The sequence below is a fragment of the Acidovorax sp. NPDC077693 genome (assembly GCF_044542805.1).
Lineage (GTDB): Bacteria > Pseudomonadota > Gammaproteobacteria > Burkholderiales > Burkholderiaceae_C > Acidovorax.
Genome location: NZ_JBITVD010000001.1, coordinates 282178 through 299715 on the forward strand (window position 1 = coordinate 282178; position 17538 = coordinate 299715).

The window sequence follows — 17538 nt, forward strand, 5'->3', positions numbered from 1 at the left end:
GGCCGCCGGGTGCGTCCCCCTCGGGGGAAGCCGCGCAGCGGCTCAGGGGGGCTTACTAACCAAGCAGCCGCGCCAGGGTCAGCAACGCCAGCAGCAGCATCCACACCACCACGGACCGCCACACCAGGCCCACCACGCTGCGCAGATGGCCCACCTCGGGCTCGCGGCCGGGCGTGGAATCGCTGTCGCCCAGATCGGCGTCGATCTCCAGGCCCTGGGGCGCATGCAGTTCGGTGCGGGCCTTCAGCGCCTCGCCGCCCAGGCGCACATTGATCGCGCCGGCGGTGGCGGCGAGCACCACACCATCGTTGTCATTGGGAAAGCGCTGCGCATGAAAGCGCCAGCCTTCGATGGCCTCTTCGAAGCTGCCGACCACCGCAAAGCTCAGCGCCGTGAGCCGGGCCGGCAGCCAGTCGACCACCGTCCAGGCCTGTGCCGATGCCTGCTGCAGCGAGGCGCTGGCCGGCTGGGCGCCGGTGCGCTGTTTGTAGTGCCAGTAGCGCGACACGAACTCGGCCAGGCGGTACAGCACGGCGCCGGTAGGGCCCAGGCCCAGCGCCGCCAGGACCGAGAACCAGGCCAGCACGCCGAACACATGGCGGTGCGCCGCCAGCACCGAATATTCGATCACGTGGCGCACGATCTCGCTGCGCGGCAGTACCCCCACGTCCACTTGCTGCCAGTGCGCCAGCCGCTCGCGGGCCGCGTCTTCATTGCCCTCTTCGAGCGCATCGCGGATGCCCGTGAAGTGGTGGCTGAACTGCCGAAACCCGAGCGTGACGTAAAGCACCGCCACGCTCCAGAGCACTGCAAATGGCCACCCCAGGCCCCACAGCAGCAGCCAGTGGATCGCCAGCGTGACAAGGGCCGGCACCAGCACCGCCAGGCTCCAGGCCACCCAGCCGTGGTGCGGCTTGCCCGCGTCGAAATTGCGGCTCACGGACAGCGCCCACGCACGCAGGCCGGCATGGATGGGGTTGCTGCGTGCCAGCGGGCGTGCCTGCTCGATCAGCAAAGCGAACAGGATGGCGAAGAAACTCATGGGGAGCAATGATACTGGCGCTGAGGCCGCACCAGCACTCCGAGGCGCCCGCGCGGGACCCAGGGCGGGGCTGGCTGCTCCGGGCAGGGGACCGATGCCCACAGACGCAGCCCAAGGACCGTGGCCAGGCCCTCGGCAGTCTGCCTGCTCAGAGCCGGGGCCGGCACAGCGGCCAGCGGCACCGCCGCTCTGCCATGGCGGCTACGCCTGCATGAAACGGTAGAAATTGCGCAGCATGCCCGCCGTGGCACCCCAGATGTGGTGGGTCTTGCTGCCGTCGTGGAATGGCATGGAGAACCACTCGCGGTGGATGCCATCGCTGTCGAACACGTGGCGCCGGTGGTTGGCGGGGTCGAGCAGAAAAGCCAGCGGCACTTCGAACAGGTCGGCCACTTCATACGGGTTGGGCTGGAGCACGCACTCCGGCCGCACCAGCGCCACCACGGGCGTGATGATGAACGAAGAGCCCGTCACGTAGGTGGGCAGCGCGCCCAGCACTTCGACGAACTCGCGGTCCAGCCCCACCTCTTCCTGCGCCTCGCGCAGCGCGGTGTCGGCGGGCGTAGCATCTTCAGGGTCGGCACGCCCGCCCGGGAACGCCACCTGCCCCGAATGCGTGGACAGGTGGGCGGTGCGCTCGGTCAGCAGCACCATGGGCTGCTCGCGCAGCATGATCGCCAGCAGCACCGAGGCGTGCGCTGGCTCTCGGTTCATGAACTTCTTTTCCAGCACCACCTCCGGCTCCCACTGCGGCGGGTGTGCAAAGCGTGCCCGCAAGGCCTCGGGCGTCTGGTTGTGCAGCGGCACCGCGGGCAGGTGCGTGTCCACGCCCACGACCGGCACCAGGCGCGGATCGAAATCGGGCAGGCTGGACAGCGGCACGATGACCGACGAGACAGCAGGGGGCGGCGAAGAGTTCACGATGGATGGGCAGGGGTGGGGGACGGCCTCAGAAGCAGAAAAGCCGCTACGGCAGGCGCTGTAGCGGCTTCGTCAGGACTGGGCCAGGCCCACCGGGTCCGATCAGGCGGCAGTCGCGGCTGCAGCGGCAGCCTTGTTGACGCGCTGTGGCAGCTTTTCCTTGATACGTGCCGACTTGCCGCTGCGGTCACGCAGGTAGTACAGCTTGGCACGGCGCACGTCACCGCGGCGCTTGACTTCGATGCCGGCGATCAGCGGGCTGTAGGTCTGGAACGTACGCTCCACGCCTTCGCCGCTGGAGATCTTGCGCACGGTGAAGCCGCTGTTCAGGCCGCGATTGCGCTTGGCAATCACCACGCCTTCGTAAGCCTGCACGCGCTTGCGGGTACCTTCCACCACATTCACGCTCACGATGACGGTGTCACCAGGGGCGAATTCGGGGATGGTCTTGTTCAAGCGGGCGATTTCTTCCGCTTCCAGTGTCTGGATCAGGTTCATGTGAATTTCCTTGGGATCTTGTCCGCGCCAAAAATGGCTGCGTCGGGATTGACGTCTCAGTGTTTCAAAGGGAGGTCCCTGTCGAAACGGCCGGCCAGAGGATCGAAAAGCCTTTGATTATAGCAATTCAGGCCAGCTTGGCCAATACCGCCTCGTCCGCAGGCGCCAGGCGCCCTGCTTTTCGGGCCGCATCGATGAGATCGGGTCGGTGGCGGGCGGTGATGGACAGCCGCTGGTCGCGCCGCCAGCGCTCGATCTGCGCATGGTGGCCGGACATCAATGCGGGTGGCACAGGCTGCCCCGCCCACTCGTCCGGGCGCGTGTAATGCGGGCAGTCGAGCAGGCCGTCCAGCGCCGGGTTGAAGCTGTCGAGCTGGTGGCTGCCTTCGTCGTTGAGCACGCCGGGCTGCAGGCGCGCCACCGCATCGAGCAAGGCCATGGCAGCGATCTCGCCGCCGGAGAGCACAAAGTCGCCCAGGCTCATCTGCACGTCGACGTGGGCGTCGATGAAGCGCTGGTCGATCCCCTCGTAGCGCCCGCACAGCAGGATGCCCCCGGTGCTGGCGGACCAGCGCTCCACAGCCGTGTGGTTCAGCGGCTCGCCGATGGGAGAAAAAAGCACCACCGGCGCCTGGTTGTCCGCAGCTTCGCCCCGGTCGGCGCGAATGGCGGCCAGGCACCGGGCCAGCGGCTCGGCCAGCATGACCATGCCCGGGCCGCCACCGAACGGACGGTCGTCCACCCGGCGGTAGTTGCCTTCGGCATGGTCGCGCGGGTTCCACAGGCGCACATCCACCAATCCGCCGGTGTAGGCGCGGCGCGTCACGCCGCTGGCCAGGAACGGCGCGAACAGCTCGGGAAACAGGGTGATGACGTCAAAGCGCATGGTGCGGGGCGCTGCAATGTGACGGTGAGCGAACGAAGCGGCGCCGGACTTCTTAATAGTCGGGCTGCCAGTCGACGGTGATGCGCTTTTCGGGCAGGTCCACCTTGTCGATGAAGGCCGCGACGAAAGGAATCATGCGTTCGAGCGCCTTGCCGTCCTGCTCGTAGGCCAGCACCAGCACGGTCTGCGGCCCCGTGGCCATGAGCTCGCGCACGGCGCCCAGTGCCACGCCCTCGCGGTTGACCACGGCCAGGCCGATCAGATCGACCCAGTAGTACTCGTCCGTCGTGGTGGACGGAAAGCTCGAGCGCGGCACGAAGATGCGCGCACCGCGCAGCGCTTCGGCCGCATCGCGGTCGTCGATGCCTTCGGCCCAGGCCACCACCGTGTCGGAATGGTCCTTGGCCTGGCGGATGGACAGCAGCACGGTACCGGCAAACGCCTTGGCGCCGCGTTCGGACGGCTGCAGATACCACCGCTTGGCGGAAAACAGCGCCTCGGGGCTGCTGCTGTGCGACAGCACCTTGAACCAGCCCTTGACCCCCCAGGCGTCGGCGATGCGCCCCACTTCGACAGCGTCGGTGGGCAGCTCTGTGGGTTCGAGGGTGAGGTTGGCGGCCATGGCGGTGATTCCAGAATAGGAAAAGGGCGGGTTCCGTCGGCGTGCCGAACGGAACCCGCCCTTTTCAGGGAGCTTTAAGCAGCCTTCTTGGCGGCTTGCTTGATCAGGCGGTCCACGGTAGGCGAGGACTGGGCGCCCACGCTCTGCCAGTACGTCAGGCGGTCTTGCACGATGCGCAGGCCTTCTTCGGTTTCCTTGGCGGTGGGGTTGTAGAAGCCGATGCGCTCGATGAAGCGGCCGTCACGGCGCACGCGCTTGTCAGCAACGACGATATTGAAGAAAGGACGGCCTTTGGAGCCGCCGCGGGAGAGTCGAATGACGACCATGATTTATCCTTCGGGTGGTGAACTTCCGGCATTTGCCGCAAGCCACTGTGTTCGCAACCATATTCGCAACGCTTGAGACACGCGACATGGCCACCCGGCCAGCGACACGCTGCAAAGCCCGCGATTATATCCACTTCTTCCCAAATGCCCACCATTCGTCCCAGTGCCGACAGCGACCTGCCCGCGATCACCGCCATTTACCGACACCACGTGCTCCACGGAACCGGCACTTTCGAGATCGACCCACCCTCCGAAGCCGACATGACAGGCCGCCGCGCAGACGTGCTGGCCAAGGGGTTGCCCTGGCTGGTGGCCGAGCAGGACGGACAGGTGTTGGGCTTTGCCTACGCCAACTGGTTCAAGCCCCGCCCGGCCTACCGGTTCTCGGCAGAAGACTCGATCTACATCGCTGAAGACGCGCGGGGCATGGGCCTGGGCCGCCAGCTGCTGGGAGAGCTGGCAGCGCAGGCAGAAGCCGCCGGCGTGCGCAAGCTGCTGGCCGTGATCGGCGACTCGGCCAACGCTGGCTCCATCGGCGTGCACCGCGCGCTGGGCTTCACCGAGGTGGGCGTCATGCGCTCGGTGGGCTGGAAGTTCGGCGCCTGGCGCGACATCGTGCTCATGGAAAAATCCCTGGGCGCGGGCGACACCACGTCGCCGGAATGACAATGGCCCGCATGAAAAACAAGACTGCAGCGGCCTGGCTCGCCTTCCTCGGCGGGCCCCTGGGCCTGCACCGCTTTTACCTGCATGGGCTGGGCGACCTCATCGGCTGGCTGCTGCCCATCCCCACGGCCCTGGGCATCTACGGCATCCAGCGCGTGCAGCAGATGGGCCAGGACGACCACACGAGCTGGATGCTGATCCCGCTGCTGGGCTTCACCATCGCGGGCTGCGCGCTGCAGGCCATCCTATTCGCGCTCAAGACGCCCGAGGCCTGGAACGCACGCTACAACCCGGCAGCCGCGCCCGATGCGCCAGCGGGCCAGACGCAATGGATCACCATCGGCGCCATCATCGTTGCGCTGATGGTGGGCACTGCGGTGCTGATGGCGAGCCTGGCGTTCAGCTTTCAGCGCTACTTCGAGTACCAGATCGAGGAAGCCCGCAAGATATCGCAGTGACCGGGCCAGAGCGCTGAGCGCATTGAACGCACTGCGCGCCCCACCAAGCCAAACGCCCCGCGGGACTTGCATCCCGCGGGGCGTTTTGGCTGAATCAGACTTGGTCTCTTGCTACTAATTCGGTAGCGCAGCACCTTAAACCGATCACAAAGATCACCGATCAGAAGATCTGCAGGCTGATCCAGTAGGCCACGGCCGCCACGAAGGCACTGGCCGGGATGGTAAGCACCCAGGCCCAGATGATGTTGCCCGCCACGCCCCAGCGCACGGCGCTCGCGCGCTGCGTGGAGCCCACACCCACGATGGCACCGGTGATGGTGTGGGTGGTGGACACCGGAATGCCCAGCGTGGTCGCCAGGAACAGCGTGATCGCCCCGCCCGTCTCCGCGCAGAAGCCGCCCACGGGCTTGAGCTTGGTGATCTTCTGGCCCATGGTCTTGACGATGCGCCAGCCGCCGAACATGGTCCCGAGGCCGATGGCCACGTAGCAGCTCACGATGGTCCAGGTGGGCGGCGACGCATCGCTGGCCGACGAATACCCGGTGGCGATCAGCAGCAGCCAGATGATGCCGATGGTCTTTTGCGCATCGTTGCCGCCGTGGCCCAGACTGTAGGCGCCAGCAGACACCAGCTGTAGCCGGCGGAACCACTTGTCCACCTTGCTGGGCCGCGTGCGCCGGAAGATCCAGGCTACGGCCACCATCATGAGCGAGCCCAGCGCAAAGCCCAGCAGGGGCGACACGAAGATGAATGCCACGGTCTTCAGAATGCCGCCAGAGATGAGCGCACTGGCGCCGGCCTTGGCGATCACCGCGCCCACGATGCCGCCGATGAGCGCATGCGAGGAGCTGCTGGGGATGCCGTAGTACCAGGTGATCACGTTCCAGGTGATGGCGCCCACGAGCGCGCCGAACACCACGTGCGTGTCGACCACGCCGGGCTGGACGATGCCCTTGCCCACGGTGGCCGCCACGCTCAGGTGGAAGATGAAGATCGCGACGAAGTTGAAGAACGCCGCGAACAGCACCGCCTGCGCGGGCTTGAGCACACCCGTGGAGACCACGGTGGCGATCGAGTTGGCAGCGTCGTGGAACCCGTTCATGAAGTCGAACAGGATCGCCAGCGCCACGAGCAGAACCACAACCCAGAGGGCCGTCTGTACGGTTTCCATGCTGGTCAGCCCGCGGGGTTCAGGAGTTCTCGAGGACGATGCCCTCGATGCAGTTGGCCACGTCCTCGCACTTGTCGGTGATGGTCTCCAGCAGCTCGTAGATGGCCTTGAGCTTGATCACCTCGCGCACATCGGGCTCCTCGCGGAACAGCTCGCTGCCGGCGCTGCGCATCACGCGGTCGGCGTCGGATTCGAGCTTGTCGATCTCTTCGCAGGTCTTGAGCGCGGCCTCGGCCACGGCGGGGTCGGCGATCTTCTCCAGCAGCTTGACCGCGTCGCGCACACGCTCGCAGCACTTGAGGCTCAGGTCGGTCAGGCGCGTGATCTCTTCCGTCATGTGGCGCACGTCGTACAGCGCCATGGTCTCGGCGGAGTCCTGGATCAGGTCGGCCACGTCGTCCATCGTGTTGATGAGCGTGTGGATCTGCTCACGGTCAATGGGGGTGATGAAGGTCTTGTGGATGGACTTGTTCACCTCGTGCGTCACACGGTCGGCGGCGCGCTCGGCGTTGTCCACATCCTGGTTGTACTTGTCGCGCAGGTGCGGGTCGTTGTAATTGGCCACCAGTTGCGAAAACGCCCGGGCCGCCTCGACGATCCGGTCCGCATGCTGGTTGAACATCTCGAAAAAATTGCCTTCGCGTGGCAACAGCTTGGCAAACAGCATGGGAACTCCTGCAGGGGGATCGGTTTTTTGAAAGAGACAAAGCCATGACAGTGGCATGACTTTTTGGTGACTCTGCGAGTTTAACCGCCCGCCCTCGCTCGGCCCCAGCCGCGCAGAGCGTGCAGCGGCCACCAGAACCCGCGCACGGGCCACGCGCGCAGCAATATGAATCCATTGACGGCCTGCCGCGCTCTGCACAAGCGGCTCCAGCTATCGAATCAATAGCAATCCAGACATGCCCCATTGGCGGCAGCGCACGGATGGTCGGTCCGCTCCTACAAATGTGCGCCACGCGATCCCACAGCCTGCGGCTCGCATGGACTTAGATTGGGTTCTCGCCCAGGCGGCCGGCCACCGGCACTGCTGTGGCGCCCACGAACCGACCCTCGATTTCAGCAAGGACATTCTTCATGAGCACACCTCTCTTTCGCCATGTTCCGCTGGCGCTGGCCCTTGCCGCCTGCACCGCGTTCAGCGCGCAGGCCCAGACCAGCGCATCTTCGTCTTCGTCGTCCAGCGCGGCATCGTCGCGCTGGGGCAACGGCCGCGGCTCGGTCCTGCCCTACACCCAAGATGGCTACATCGGCATCAACGGGGGCCGCTCCAACTACAGCCTGAGCAACGGCCCTGCGGGCCTCGGGCTGAGCCAGGACGATTCTGGCAACGCCTACAAGATCTACGCGGGCGGGTTCTTTCACCGCAATCTCGGCGTGGAACTGGGCTACCTGAACGCCGGCACCGCGCACCGCCTGGGCGGTGACACCAAGGCCCACGGGTTCAACCTGAGCCTGGTGGGCCGCGCTCCGCTGGGCGAGCAGTTCGACGTGTTCGGCAAGCTGGGCACCACGTACGGCCGCACACGCACCTCCGGGCAGGCCTCGACGGGCGTGGCGCTGGGCAAGGAAGACGGGTTCGGCCTGTCGTACGGCCTGGGCGCGCGCTGGGCCTTCACACCGCAATGGGCGGCGGTGGTGGAGTGGGAGCGCCACAAGTTCAAGTTCTCGGACGGCGACGATTCGGTCAACCTGACGACTGTGGGCCTGCAGTACCGCTTCTGAAGCCGCTGACGCAGGCAGATGCCGGTGATGCCGGTGATGCGGGTGCGTAGCCTGCGGTGGCGCAATGGGGGATGGCGCGGCGATCGCCCGGCCCCCGCCCCCCAGCCCACCGGCTGACCAAAGAAAAAGCGCGGCTCGAAAGCCGCGCTTTTTGTTGGCGTGTGCATGGACCAGCCCGCGCCGTCTCGCGCCCGGGCCACCCCTTCAGGTCACTCGCCCAGATAGGCAGCGCGCACCTTCGGATCGTTGAGCAGCGCCTGGCCGGGGCCGGTCATGGTGATCAGGCCCGACTCCATCACGTAGCCGCGGTCGGCGATCGCCAGCGCGCGGCTGGCGTTCTGCTCCACCAGCACAATGGTCACGCCCAGCGCGTACACGTCGCGCACCACTTCGAAGATCTTGTCCACCATGATGGGCGACAACCCCATGGAGGGCTCGTCCAGCAGCAGCACCTTGGGCTGGCTCATCAGCGCGCGGCCCATGGCCAGCATCTGCTGCTCGCCGCCGGACATGGTGCCGGCCAACTGGTCCTTGCGCTCGCGCAGGCGTGGGAAGATGGTGAACATCTTCTCGATGTCGGCCAGGATGCCCGCCTTGTCCTTGCGGATGTAGGCGCCCATCTGCAGGTTCTCGGTGATGGTCATGCGTGCGAACACGCCGCGGCCTTCCGGCACCATCACGAGGCCTTCCTTGACGAGGTCCCAGGCGCCCTTGCCCTTGATGCTCTTGCCCAGGTACTCGATGTCGCCATCGTTCATGCCCAGGGTGCCGGTGATGGACTTCATGGTGGTGGTCTTGCCGGCGCCGTTGGAGCCGATGAGCGACACCAGTTCGCCCTCACGCACTTCGAAGTCCACGCCCTTGACGGCCTGGATACCGCCGTAGGCCACCTTCAGGCCCTTGACCTGCAATAAAACTTTGTTGGATTTGTCGGCCATTTGTTGTGTCCTGTCCTTCAGTGCCCGCCGGTGCCCAGATAGGCCTCGATCACTTTTTCGTTCTTCTGCACTTCGGCAGGGTTGCCTTCGGCAATCTGCTTGCCGTAGTCGAGCACCGTCACGCGGTCGCACAAGCCCATGACCAGCTTCACGTCGTGCTCGATGAGCAAGATGGTGCGGTTGTCATTGCGGATGCGGTCGATGAGTTCGCGCAGCTGCACCTTCTCGGTGGCGTTCATGCCGGCGGCGGGCTCGTCCAGCGCGATGAGCTGGGGGTCGGTGGCCAGTGCGCGGGCGATCTCCAGGCGGCGCTGGTCGCCGTAGCTCAAGGTGCGCGCCTTGTAGTCGGCGAACTTGCCGATGCCCACGTAGTCCAGCAATTCCTGCGCGCGACGGCGGATGGCGGCTTCTTCTTCCTTGAAGCCCTTGGTGCGGAACACCGCCCCCACCAGGCCGGACTTGGTGCGGATGTGGCGGCCCACCATCACGTTCTCCAGCGCGGTCATTTCAGCGAACAGGCGGATGTTCTGGAACGTGCGGGCGATGCCCGCCTTGGCCACTTCATGCACCGCCGTGGGCTCGTAGGGCTTGCCGGCCAGCTCGAACGTGCCCGCGTCGGGGGTGTACAGGCCGGTGATCACGTTGAAGAACGTGGTCTTGCCGGCGCCGTTGGGGCCGATCAGGCCATAGACCTGGCCGCGCTGGATGGTGATGCCCACATCGGACAGGGCCTGCAGGCCGCCGAACCGCTTGGAGATACCGGCGACCTTCAGCACCACTTCGTTGGATTTCTCTGTCATTGCTAACTTTCGGTGGTGTTCGGCTTCAGGTCTTCTGCGTCAGGCTCTTGCCGTGCTCGGGCGAAGGCCACAGGCCGCGGGGGCGCAGCAGCATGATGATGATCATGGCCAGGGCGATCAGCAGCTGGCGCAGGATGGCCGAGTCCAGACGGCCGTCCGTCATGGCCTGCAGCGGGCCGGCGACGTAGCGCAGCACCTCGGGCAGCGCCGACAACAGCACCGCACCCAGGATCACGCCGGGGATGTGGCCGATACCGCCCAGCACCACCATGGCGACGATCATGACCGACTCCATCAGGCTGAACGACTCGGGCGAGACGAAGCCCTGGAAGGCACCGAACATCGCTCCCGACACGCCGCCGAACGATGCGCCCATGGCAAACGCCAGCAGCTTCATGTTGCGGGTGTTGATGCCCATGGCCTTGGCGGCGATTTCGTCTTCGCGGATGGCCATCCAGGCGCGGCCGACGCGCGAGTCCTGCAGGCGGTAGCAGATGATCACCGAGATCACCACCAGCACCAGGAACAGGTAGTAGTACAGCGTGACGGAGTTGATGTCGAAGCCGAACACCTCCAGCCGCTTGCCCAGGTCCAGGCCGAAGATCTTGACCGAGTCGATCTGGCCCAGGCCCTTGGGGCCGTTGGTCAGGTTGACGGGGTGGTCCAGGTTGTTCAGGAAGATGCGGATGATTTCGCCGAAGCCCAGCGTCACGATGGCCAGGTAGTCACCGCGCAGCTTCAGCGTGGGCGCCCCTAAAAGCGCCCCGAAGAACGCCGCCAGCAATGCCGCCACCGGTATGACCAGCCACAGCGAGGTGTGCAGCCCGTTCGGAAACATCGCAGCGAAGGCGGCGAAGGTATCGGCCAGGTGCGGCGACGCCATCAGCGCGAACAGATAGGCGCCCACGGCGTAGAAGGCGACGTAGCCCAGGTCGAGCAGGCCGGCGTAGCCGACGACGATGTTCAGGCCCAGCGCCAGCATCACGTACAGCAGTGCCAGGTCGGCAATGCGCACCCAGGCGTTGCCGAAGAATTGCAGGATCAGCGGCAGCACCAGCAGCGCGATCGCGCCGAGGATCCAGTGGGTCTTGGTGTTCTTCATGGTGTGGTGCTCCTCAGGCTCGGTCCGCCACACGCTCACCCAGCAGGCCCGAAGGGCGCAGCGTCAGGATGATGATGAGCACGATGAACGCAAAGATGTCGGTGTAATGGCTGCCCAGCAGGCCGCCCGTGAGCGTGCCGATGTAGCCCGAGCCGATGGCTTCGATGAGGCCCAGCAAGATGCCGCCCACCACTGCGCCGGCCAGGTTGCCGATGCCGCCGAACACGGCCGCCGTGAAGGCCTTGAGCCCTGGCAGGAAGCCCATGGTGTGCTGCGCCGTGCCGTAGTTGGACGCATACATGATGCCGGCGATGGCCGCCAGGATGGCGCCGATGATGAAGGTGGCAGAAATCACCATGTCGGGCTTGACGCCCATCAGGGACGCCACGCGGGGGTTCTCAGCGGTGGCGCGCATCGCGCGGCCCAGGTTGGTGTGGTTCACCAGGTAGACCAGAGACGCCAGGGACACTGCCGTCACGCCCAGGATGAGGATCTGCGTGGGGGTGATGAACGCGCCACCGATCTGGAACGGCGAGCTGGGCAGCAGCGTGGGGTAGGGCTTGTAGTTGGGCTTCCAGATGATCATCGCCAGCGTCTGCAGCAGGATCGACATGCCGATGGCGGTGATCAGGGGGGCCAGGCGCGGGCTGCTGCGCAGCGGGCGGTAGGCAACCTTTTCGATCGTGAAGTTCAGCGTGGCAGCCACCACGCACGCAATGACCGTGGCCAGCAGCAGGATGACCCAGCCAGGGGCGCCGGGCATGGCGCCCTGCATCATCCCTATACAGCTCCAGCTGGTGAGTGCACCGATCATCAGCACTTCGCCGTGGGCGAAATTGATCAGTTGAATAATGCCGTACACCATGGTGTAGCCCAAGGCTATCAAGGCGTACATGCTGCCGAGAACCAGACCGTTGATGATCTGTTGCAGCAAAATGTCCATAAGAGAAGTCCTTCGTTTGTGACGTACCCACCGCTTTGGCACCGGAATCGGTACAGCCTTGTGGGCCCGACTGCCATCTAGCAAAAAACCCGCCAGAAATGCAGCTGTGCGGGTTTGTGGACGGGATTGTAGCGAGTAGTCACAAGCGGCCCCCACCAAGCCGGGCGGGGTTTTCCCTCGGGTTTAGGCCCTATCAGCGCGGAACGCGATTCATAAGCCTAGATGATGCAAGCAGGAATATTGATGTGCAAACTTATTACCGGCGCAATGCAAAATCAGCATAACCCGGCATAAAGTGCCGTGCTGCACTGCATCAGGCGTCGTCGTCCATCCCGCCAGAAGCATCGGCCGACGCATTGCGGTCGCGCAGCGCACGCAGTTTCTGTGCAATCTTGATTTCAAGCCCGCGCTCCACCGGCTGGTAGAAACCGGGCTCGGGCATGCCCTCGGGCAGGTAGTTTTCGCCCGCGGCGAAGCCGCCCTCCTCGTCGTGCGCGTAGCGGTAGCCCTTGCCGTAATCGAGCTCTTTCATGAGCTTGGTCGGTGCATTGCGCAGGTGCATGGGCACCGGGCGGGTGCCGTCCTTCTTCACCCAGGCGCGGGCGGCGTTGTAGGCCTTGTAGACCGCGTTGGACTTGGGCGCCACGGCCAGGTACACCACGCATTCGGCCAGCGCCAGCTCGCCCTCGGGCGTGCCCAGGCGTTCATACACTTCGGCAGCATCGAGCGCCAGTCGCAGCGCACGCGGGTCCGCCAGGCCGATGTCCTCGCTGGCCATGCGCACCAGGCGGCGTGCCATGTAGCGCGGGTCGGCACCGCCGTCGAGCATGCGCACCAGCCAGTACAGCGCGGCGTCGGGGTCCGAGCCCCGCACGGACTTGTGCAGCGCGCTGATGGTGTCGTAGAACTGCTCGCCGCCCTTGTCGTAGCGGCGCATGCGCTCGCCCAGCACCTTGAGCAGCCAGGCGTCGGTGATCTCGGTGAGCTTCTCTTGCGTGGCCGCCATGGCCAGCGTCTCCAGGGTGTTGAGCAGCCGGCGCGCGTCGCCGTCGGCGTAGGCCACCAGGCGATCGATTGCTACATTTTCGATAGCTGGTAGCGCTTGCTCCGCCTGCGCCAGGGCCACGATCTGCTTCAAATCGTCTTCGGACAGGGGCTGCAGCACGTACACGGCGGCGCGCGACAGCAGCGCGGAGTTGACCTCGAACGAAGGGTTCTCGGTGGTGGCGCCGATGAAGGTGAACAGGCCGGACTCGACGTGCGGCAGAAAGGCATCCTGCTGGCTTTTGTTGAAGCGATGCACTTCGTCGACGAACACGATGGTGCGCTGCTGCATCAGTCCGTCGCGCGCCAGTTCGGCCCGCTCCACTGCTTCGCGGATGTCCTTGACCCCGCCCAGCACCGCGCTGATGCTGATGAACTGCGCATCGAAGGCATCGGCCATGAGCCGCGCGATGGTGGTCTTGCCCACGCCCGGCGGCCCCCACAGGATGCAGCTGTGGGGCCGGCCCGACTCGAACGCCAGCCGCAGCGGCATGCCGGGGCCCAGCACATGCTGCTGGCCGATGACATCGCCCAGGGTGCGCGGGCGCAGGCGTTCGGCCAGGGGCTGGTGCATGGGGGACGAAGAGGTCGCGACGGTCATTCACCGATTCCAACACATCCCACCCTGCCCATTCGTCAGAGCGGGCATGCGCGGCACGTCGGCTTCAGCCTGACCGGCCGGCCGCCACAACAGCACCTGGCAAGCGGCTGTGCCAGGGGTGCGCGCAGCTCAACGACCCAAGGTGACAGACACCGCGCGGCGGCAGCGTCTAGTATCTGGTCCTCGGTCCACACCCCCTATCCGGAGCCTGTCCACCATGTCCCTTGCCGCCAATATCGTCGTCGGTCTGATCGGCGTCCTGCACGTCTACATCCTCGTGCTCGAGATGTTCCTGTGGGACAAACCCGCTGGCCGCAAGGCCTTCGGCCAGTCGCGTGAACAGGCCGCAGCCACCAAGGTGCTGGCGGCCAACCAGGGCCTGTACAACGGTTTTCTGGCGGCGGGCTTGTTCTGGGGCCTGTACCTGGGGGACGCCGCCGGGCTGGGCGTGAAGATGTTCTTCCTGCTGTGCGTGCTGGTCGCCGGGCTGTACGGCGCAGCCACCGCCAGCCGCAAGATTCTGTTCATCCAGTCGGTGCCTGCAGCCATCGGCCTGGCTCTGCTGCTGTTGGCCTGACCTGTCTGCCGGGCCCGCGGGTTCGGCACCGGCAAGCACCAACTCACTCAAATCCTGCCAAAACAGGCGCTACCGCTTTGCCAATGCGCCCCAGCAGCTACTATTTCGATAGCACCCAAGGCGCAAAGAGTTACTGCTTCACCACATCCGCCCCAGCGGGTGGCTTGAACTGGAATGTGCCCGCTGGCAGGGCCGCATTGGCCTGCATGCCGTTGAAGCGGATCAGCGAGCGCTGACCGAAGCTGTCCAGGATGTCCAGGGCCGCCAGTTGCTCGCTGGCAAAGCCCACGCGCACGCTCTTGAGCTGGCCGTCCTTGGACTTCGGCGTGGCCAGCACCCACTGCAGGCCGTCCTGGTCCGGGGCGTTTTCCAGCGTGAACTCGGCCTTGAGGGCCGACAAATCGGGTGCCGATGCCAGCAGCGCCGCCGGCGTGGTCCCCAGCGCCTGCGCCTGGGCACGCTGCGTGACCTGGTTCAGGTCCACGTCATAGAGCCACAGTGTCTGCCCGTCGGCCACGATGGTCTGCTCGAAAGGCTTCTTGTAGACGAACTTGAAGCGGTTCGGGCGCTGGAACTCGAAGCTGCCGCTCGACTGCTTGGTGCGGGCGGCTTGGCCATCCTTGGGCGGCGACGTCACGGTCTGCGTGAAATCGGCCTTGCCCGTCTGGCTGCCCTTCATGAACGACTCCAGGTTCTTCAGGCCGTCGGCGCTCGCTGCGGTTGCGGCAGCAGCTATCAAAATTGCAGTAGCGATCTTTTTCAACAGTAACTCCTGGGAGGTGCAGGCCCGCTTTGCGCCAGGCCTGCCATTCATTCGCTGCGGTTGGGCACCAGCACTTCGCGCTGGCCGCTGGCGGTGAGCCCACTGACGAGACCGGCTTTTTCCATGTCTTCCAGCAGCCGCGCCGAGCGGTTGTAGCCGATGCGCAGCTTGCGCTGCACGTACGAGATGCTCGCCTTGCGGTCCTTGAGCACCACTTCGACGGCCTGGTCGTACATGGGGTCCTTCTCGCCCCCATCGCCACTGCCGCCGTCTCCTGACAGATCGCCGTCACCGTCCACAGTTCCGCCTTCCAGCACGCCTTCTATGTAGTCCGGCTCCCCTTGCTGCTTGAGGTAGCTGACGACACGGTGTACTTCCTCGTCCGACACGAAGGCGCCGTGCACCCGGATCGGCAGGCCCGTGCCGCTGGCCATGTAGAGCATGTCGCCCATGCCCAGCAGGGCTTCGGCGCCCATCTGGTCGAGGATGGTGCGGCTGTCGATCTTGGAGCCCACCGAGAACGCGATGCGGGTGGGAATATTGGCCTTGATCAGGCCCGTGATCACATCCACGCTGGGGCGCTGCGTGGCCAAAATCAAATGGATGCCGGCGGCCCGCGCCTTTTGCGCCAGCCGGGCGATCAGCTCTTCGATCTTCTTGCCCACCACCATCATCAGGTCGGCCAGCTCGTCGATGATGACCACGATGTGCGGCAGGCGCTGCAGCGGCTCGGGCTCCTCGGGCGTCAGGCTGAAGGGGTTGTAGATGAACTCCTCGCGCGCCTTGGCCTCGTCGATCTTGACGTTGTAGCCCGCCAGGTTGCGCACGCCCAGCTTCGACATGAGCTTGTAGCGCCGCTCCATCTCTGCCACGCACCAGTTCAGGCCGTGCGCCGCCTGCTTCATGTCGGTCACCACGGGCGCCAGCAGGTGCGGGATGCCTTCGTAGACCGACATTTCCAGCATCTTGGGGTCGATCATGAGCAGGCGCACGTCGCGCGCCTCGGCCTTGTACAAGAGCGACAGGATCATCGCGTTGATACCCACCGACTTGCCCGAACCGGTCGTCCCTGCCACCAGCACGTGCGGCATCTTGGCGAGGTCTGCCACCACCGGGTTGCCCACGATGTCCTTGCCCAGGCCCATGGTGAGCATGCTCTTGGCCTCGTGGTAGACCTGCGAGCCGAGAATCTCGGACAGGCGGATCGACTGGCGCTTGGCGTTGGGCAGCTCCAGCGCCATGAAGTTCTTGCCCGGGATGGTCTCCACCACGCGGATGGACACCAGGCTCAGCGAACGCGCCAGGTCCTTGGCCAGGCCGACGATCTGCGAGCCCTTCACACCCGTGGCGGGCTCGATCTCGTAGCGCGTGATCACCGGGCCGGGCATGGCCGCCACCACGCGCACCTCCACGCCAAAGTCCTTGAGCTTTTTCTCGATGAGGCGGCTGGTCATCTCCAGCGTCTCGGGCGCCACGGTTTCCTGGCGCTGCTGGGGGCCGTCGAGCAGGTCCACCAGCGGCAGCTTGCTGTCGGGCATCTCGGTGAACAGGGGCTTCTGGCGCTCTTTCACCACCCGGGTGCTTTGCGGCACCTCCACCAGGATGGGCTCGATGATCTGGATGGGCTCAGGGTGGTGCACCTCGCTCTCGGTGCGCTCTTCCAGCACCACCACAGCGCGCTCGCGGGCCGCCTTGCGCCCCACCGCCACGTCCTTGGCGACCTCGCGCTTGGCCAGGCGCGACTGCACCAACGAATCGATGCGCGAACCCAGCACCTCGGCCACATGCCCCCAAGAAAAGCGAAACACCAGCGCCGCACCCAGCACCGCCAGCACGATCGACAGCAGGGCCGAGCCGGTGTAGCCCAGCCACTTCACGCTGGCAGGACCGGTCACATAGCCCAGCACCCCACCGGCATGCCCACCCGGCAGCAGGGATTCAAAGCGGTACAGGCGCGACCACTCCAGCGCAGTGCTGGCGCACATCAGCAGCACCAGGCCGCCCCAGAACAGCACACGGCGCTGCATGGGGCTGGCGGCACCCGGCACCTGCTCGCCGCCGCGCATCCAGCGCGCCAGCGACGACAGCCAGGCGCGCACGCCCGCCGCCACGCACCACCATACGGAGAAGCCGAGCGCGAAGTAGCTGCCATCGGCCAGCCAGGCGCCAAACCGGCCCGCCCAGTTGGCCACCATGCGGACGTCCCGCGCGCCGGAATTGGAAAAAGCCGCGTCCTGCGCGGAGTAGCTCACGAGCGCCAGCAGCCAGAAAACCAGGGCCAGCAGGCCCACCATCAGGCCGATCTCATGGCCGAAACGGGCGGCGCCCGTGCGTGGCGGCGACTTGGCCGCGGACGATGCGTTCAGGGTATTGAGGGAATAGGTCATATGCGTGCGGGGCACAGCTTAACGCAAGCATCGGGCTAGCTTGTTTTGCGGGGCTGTGCCGCAATGCG

General features: G+C 65.6%; 19 protein-coding genes. 4 read left to right on the plus strand and 15 right to left on the minus strand.

Going from position 1 to position 17538, the window contains the following annotated elements:
* Positions 1-55 precede the first annotated feature (55 nt).
* The 6 genes from ACIGHN_RS01300 to rpsP form a co-directional block, all read right to left on the minus strand.
* A complete protein-coding gene (locus ACIGHN_RS01300; RefSeq protein ID WP_396502952.1) occupies positions 56-1042 on the minus strand; it encodes a CobD/CbiB family protein in 987 nt (328 codons plus the stop codon).
* Between the two features lie 201 nt (positions 1043-1243).
* Positions 1244-1963: a CoA pyrophosphatase gene (locus tag ACIGHN_RS01305; RefSeq protein ID WP_396502953.1), complete on the minus strand. Its 720-nt coding sequence runs from the start codon at positions 1961-1963 to the stop codon at positions 1244-1246.
* 102 nt (positions 1964-2065) lie between these two features.
* Positions 2066-2461, minus strand: coding sequence for a 50S ribosomal protein L19 (gene rplS / locus ACIGHN_RS01310; protein ID WP_056416077.1), 396 nt, complete (start codon positions 2459-2461; stop codon positions 2066-2068).
* A gap of 127 nt (positions 2462-2588) precedes the next feature.
* Positions 2589-3347 (minus strand): tRNA (guanosine(37)-N1)-methyltransferase TrmD, encoded by a 759-nt coding sequence (trmD, locus tag ACIGHN_RS01315; protein ID WP_056416075.1) that lies wholly within the window; start codon positions 3345-3347, stop codon positions 2589-2591.
* A 52-nt stretch (positions 3348-3399) separates the two neighbouring features.
* Positions 3400-3969 (minus strand): ribosome maturation factor RimM, encoded by a 570-nt coding sequence (gene rimM, locus ACIGHN_RS01320; protein WP_056416072.1) that lies wholly within the window; start codon positions 3967-3969, stop codon positions 3400-3402.
* Between the two features lie 74 nt (positions 3970-4043).
* The gene (rpsP, locus tag ACIGHN_RS01325) at positions 4044-4295 is read right to left on the minus strand and encodes a 30S ribosomal protein S16 (protein ID WP_010463504.1); all 252 of its coding nucleotides are present in this window, start codon (positions 4293-4295) and stop codon (positions 4044-4046) included.
* 144 nt (positions 4296-4439) lie between these two features.
* Here rpsP and ACIGHN_RS01330 point away from each other — a divergent pair, with 144 nt between their 5' ends.
* A complete protein-coding gene (locus ACIGHN_RS01330; RefSeq protein ID WP_056416069.1) occupies positions 4440-4961 on the plus strand; it encodes a GNAT family N-acetyltransferase in 522 nt (173 codons plus the stop codon).
* 11 nt (positions 4962-4972) lie between these two features.
* Complete coding sequence (locus ACIGHN_RS01335; protein WP_056416396.1) at positions 4973-5419, plus strand: TM2 domain-containing protein; 447 nt, start codon at positions 4973-4975, stop codon at positions 5417-5419.
* A gap of 160 nt (positions 5420-5579) precedes the next feature.
* On the opposite strand, the gene ACIGHN_RS01340 is transcribed toward ACIGHN_RS01335, so the two are convergent.
* Together ACIGHN_RS01340 and ACIGHN_RS01345 are read right to left on the minus strand one after the other, a co-directional pair.
* Positions 5580-6590: an inorganic phosphate transporter gene (locus ACIGHN_RS01340; protein ID WP_056416066.1), complete on the minus strand. Its 1011-nt coding sequence runs from the start codon at positions 6588-6590 to the stop codon at positions 5580-5582.
* Between the two features lie 19 nt (positions 6591-6609).
* Positions 6610-7257 carry a DUF47 domain-containing protein gene (locus ACIGHN_RS01345; RefSeq protein ID WP_396502954.1) on the minus strand — a complete coding sequence of 216 codons (648 nt, stop codon included), beginning with the start codon at positions 7255-7257 and terminating at the stop codon, positions 6610-6612.
* A 410-nt stretch (positions 7258-7667) separates the two neighbouring features.
* Here ACIGHN_RS01345 and ACIGHN_RS01350 point away from each other — a divergent pair, with 410 nt between their 5' ends.
* Positions 7668-8315 carry a porin family protein gene (locus ACIGHN_RS01350; protein ID WP_396502955.1) on the plus strand — a complete coding sequence of 216 codons (648 nt, stop codon included), beginning with the start codon at positions 7668-7670 and terminating at the stop codon, positions 8313-8315.
* A 209-nt stretch (positions 8316-8524) separates the two neighbouring features.
* On the opposite strand, the gene ACIGHN_RS01355 is transcribed toward ACIGHN_RS01350, so the two are convergent.
* From ACIGHN_RS01355 to ACIGHN_RS01375, 5 genes are all read right to left on the minus strand, one after another.
* Positions 8525-9253: an ABC transporter ATP-binding protein gene (locus ACIGHN_RS01355; RefSeq protein ID WP_056416060.1), complete on the minus strand. Its 729-nt coding sequence runs from the start codon at positions 9251-9253 to the stop codon at positions 8525-8527.
* A 17-nt stretch (positions 9254-9270) separates the two neighbouring features.
* A complete protein-coding gene (locus ACIGHN_RS01360; protein WP_056416057.1) occupies positions 9271-10053 on the minus strand; it encodes an ABC transporter ATP-binding protein in 783 nt (260 codons plus the stop codon).
* A gap of 25 nt (positions 10054-10078) precedes the next feature.
* Positions 10079-11155 (minus strand): ABC transporter ATP-binding protein, encoded by a 1077-nt coding sequence (locus ACIGHN_RS01365; RefSeq protein ID WP_056416393.1) that lies wholly within the window; start codon positions 11153-11155, stop codon positions 10079-10081.
* 13 nt (positions 11156-11168) lie between these two features.
* The gene (locus ACIGHN_RS01370) at positions 11169-12098 is read right to left on the minus strand and encodes a branched-chain amino acid ABC transporter permease (RefSeq protein ID WP_056416055.1); all 930 of its coding nucleotides are present in this window, start codon (positions 12096-12098) and stop codon (positions 11169-11171) included.
* A gap of 313 nt (positions 12099-12411) precedes the next feature.
* Complete coding sequence (locus ACIGHN_RS01375; RefSeq protein WP_396502956.1) at positions 12412-13743, minus strand: replication-associated recombination protein A; 1332 nt, start codon at positions 13741-13743, stop codon at positions 12412-12414.
* Positions 13744-13960: 217 nt separating this feature from the next.
* Here ACIGHN_RS01375 and ACIGHN_RS01380 point away from each other — a divergent pair, with 217 nt between their 5' ends.
* Positions 13961-14320: a DUF1304 domain-containing protein gene (locus ACIGHN_RS01380; RefSeq protein ID WP_396502957.1), complete on the plus strand. Its 360-nt coding sequence runs from the start codon at positions 13961-13963 to the stop codon at positions 14318-14320.
* 130 nt (positions 14321-14450) lie between these two features.
* Here the strand turns inward: ACIGHN_RS01380 and lolA are convergent, their stop codons facing one another.
* Together lolA and ACIGHN_RS01390 are read right to left on the minus strand one after the other, a co-directional pair.
* The gene (gene lolA / locus ACIGHN_RS01385) at positions 14451-15083 is read right to left on the minus strand and encodes an outer membrane lipoprotein chaperone LolA (RefSeq protein ID WP_396502958.1); all 633 of its coding nucleotides are present in this window, start codon (positions 15081-15083) and stop codon (positions 14451-14453) included.
* Positions 15084-15130: 47 nt separating this feature from the next.
* Positions 15131-17470, minus strand: coding sequence for a DNA translocase FtsK (locus ACIGHN_RS01390; RefSeq protein ID WP_396502959.1), 2340 nt, complete (start codon positions 17468-17470; stop codon positions 15131-15133).
* Positions 17471-17538 lie beyond the last annotated feature (68 nt).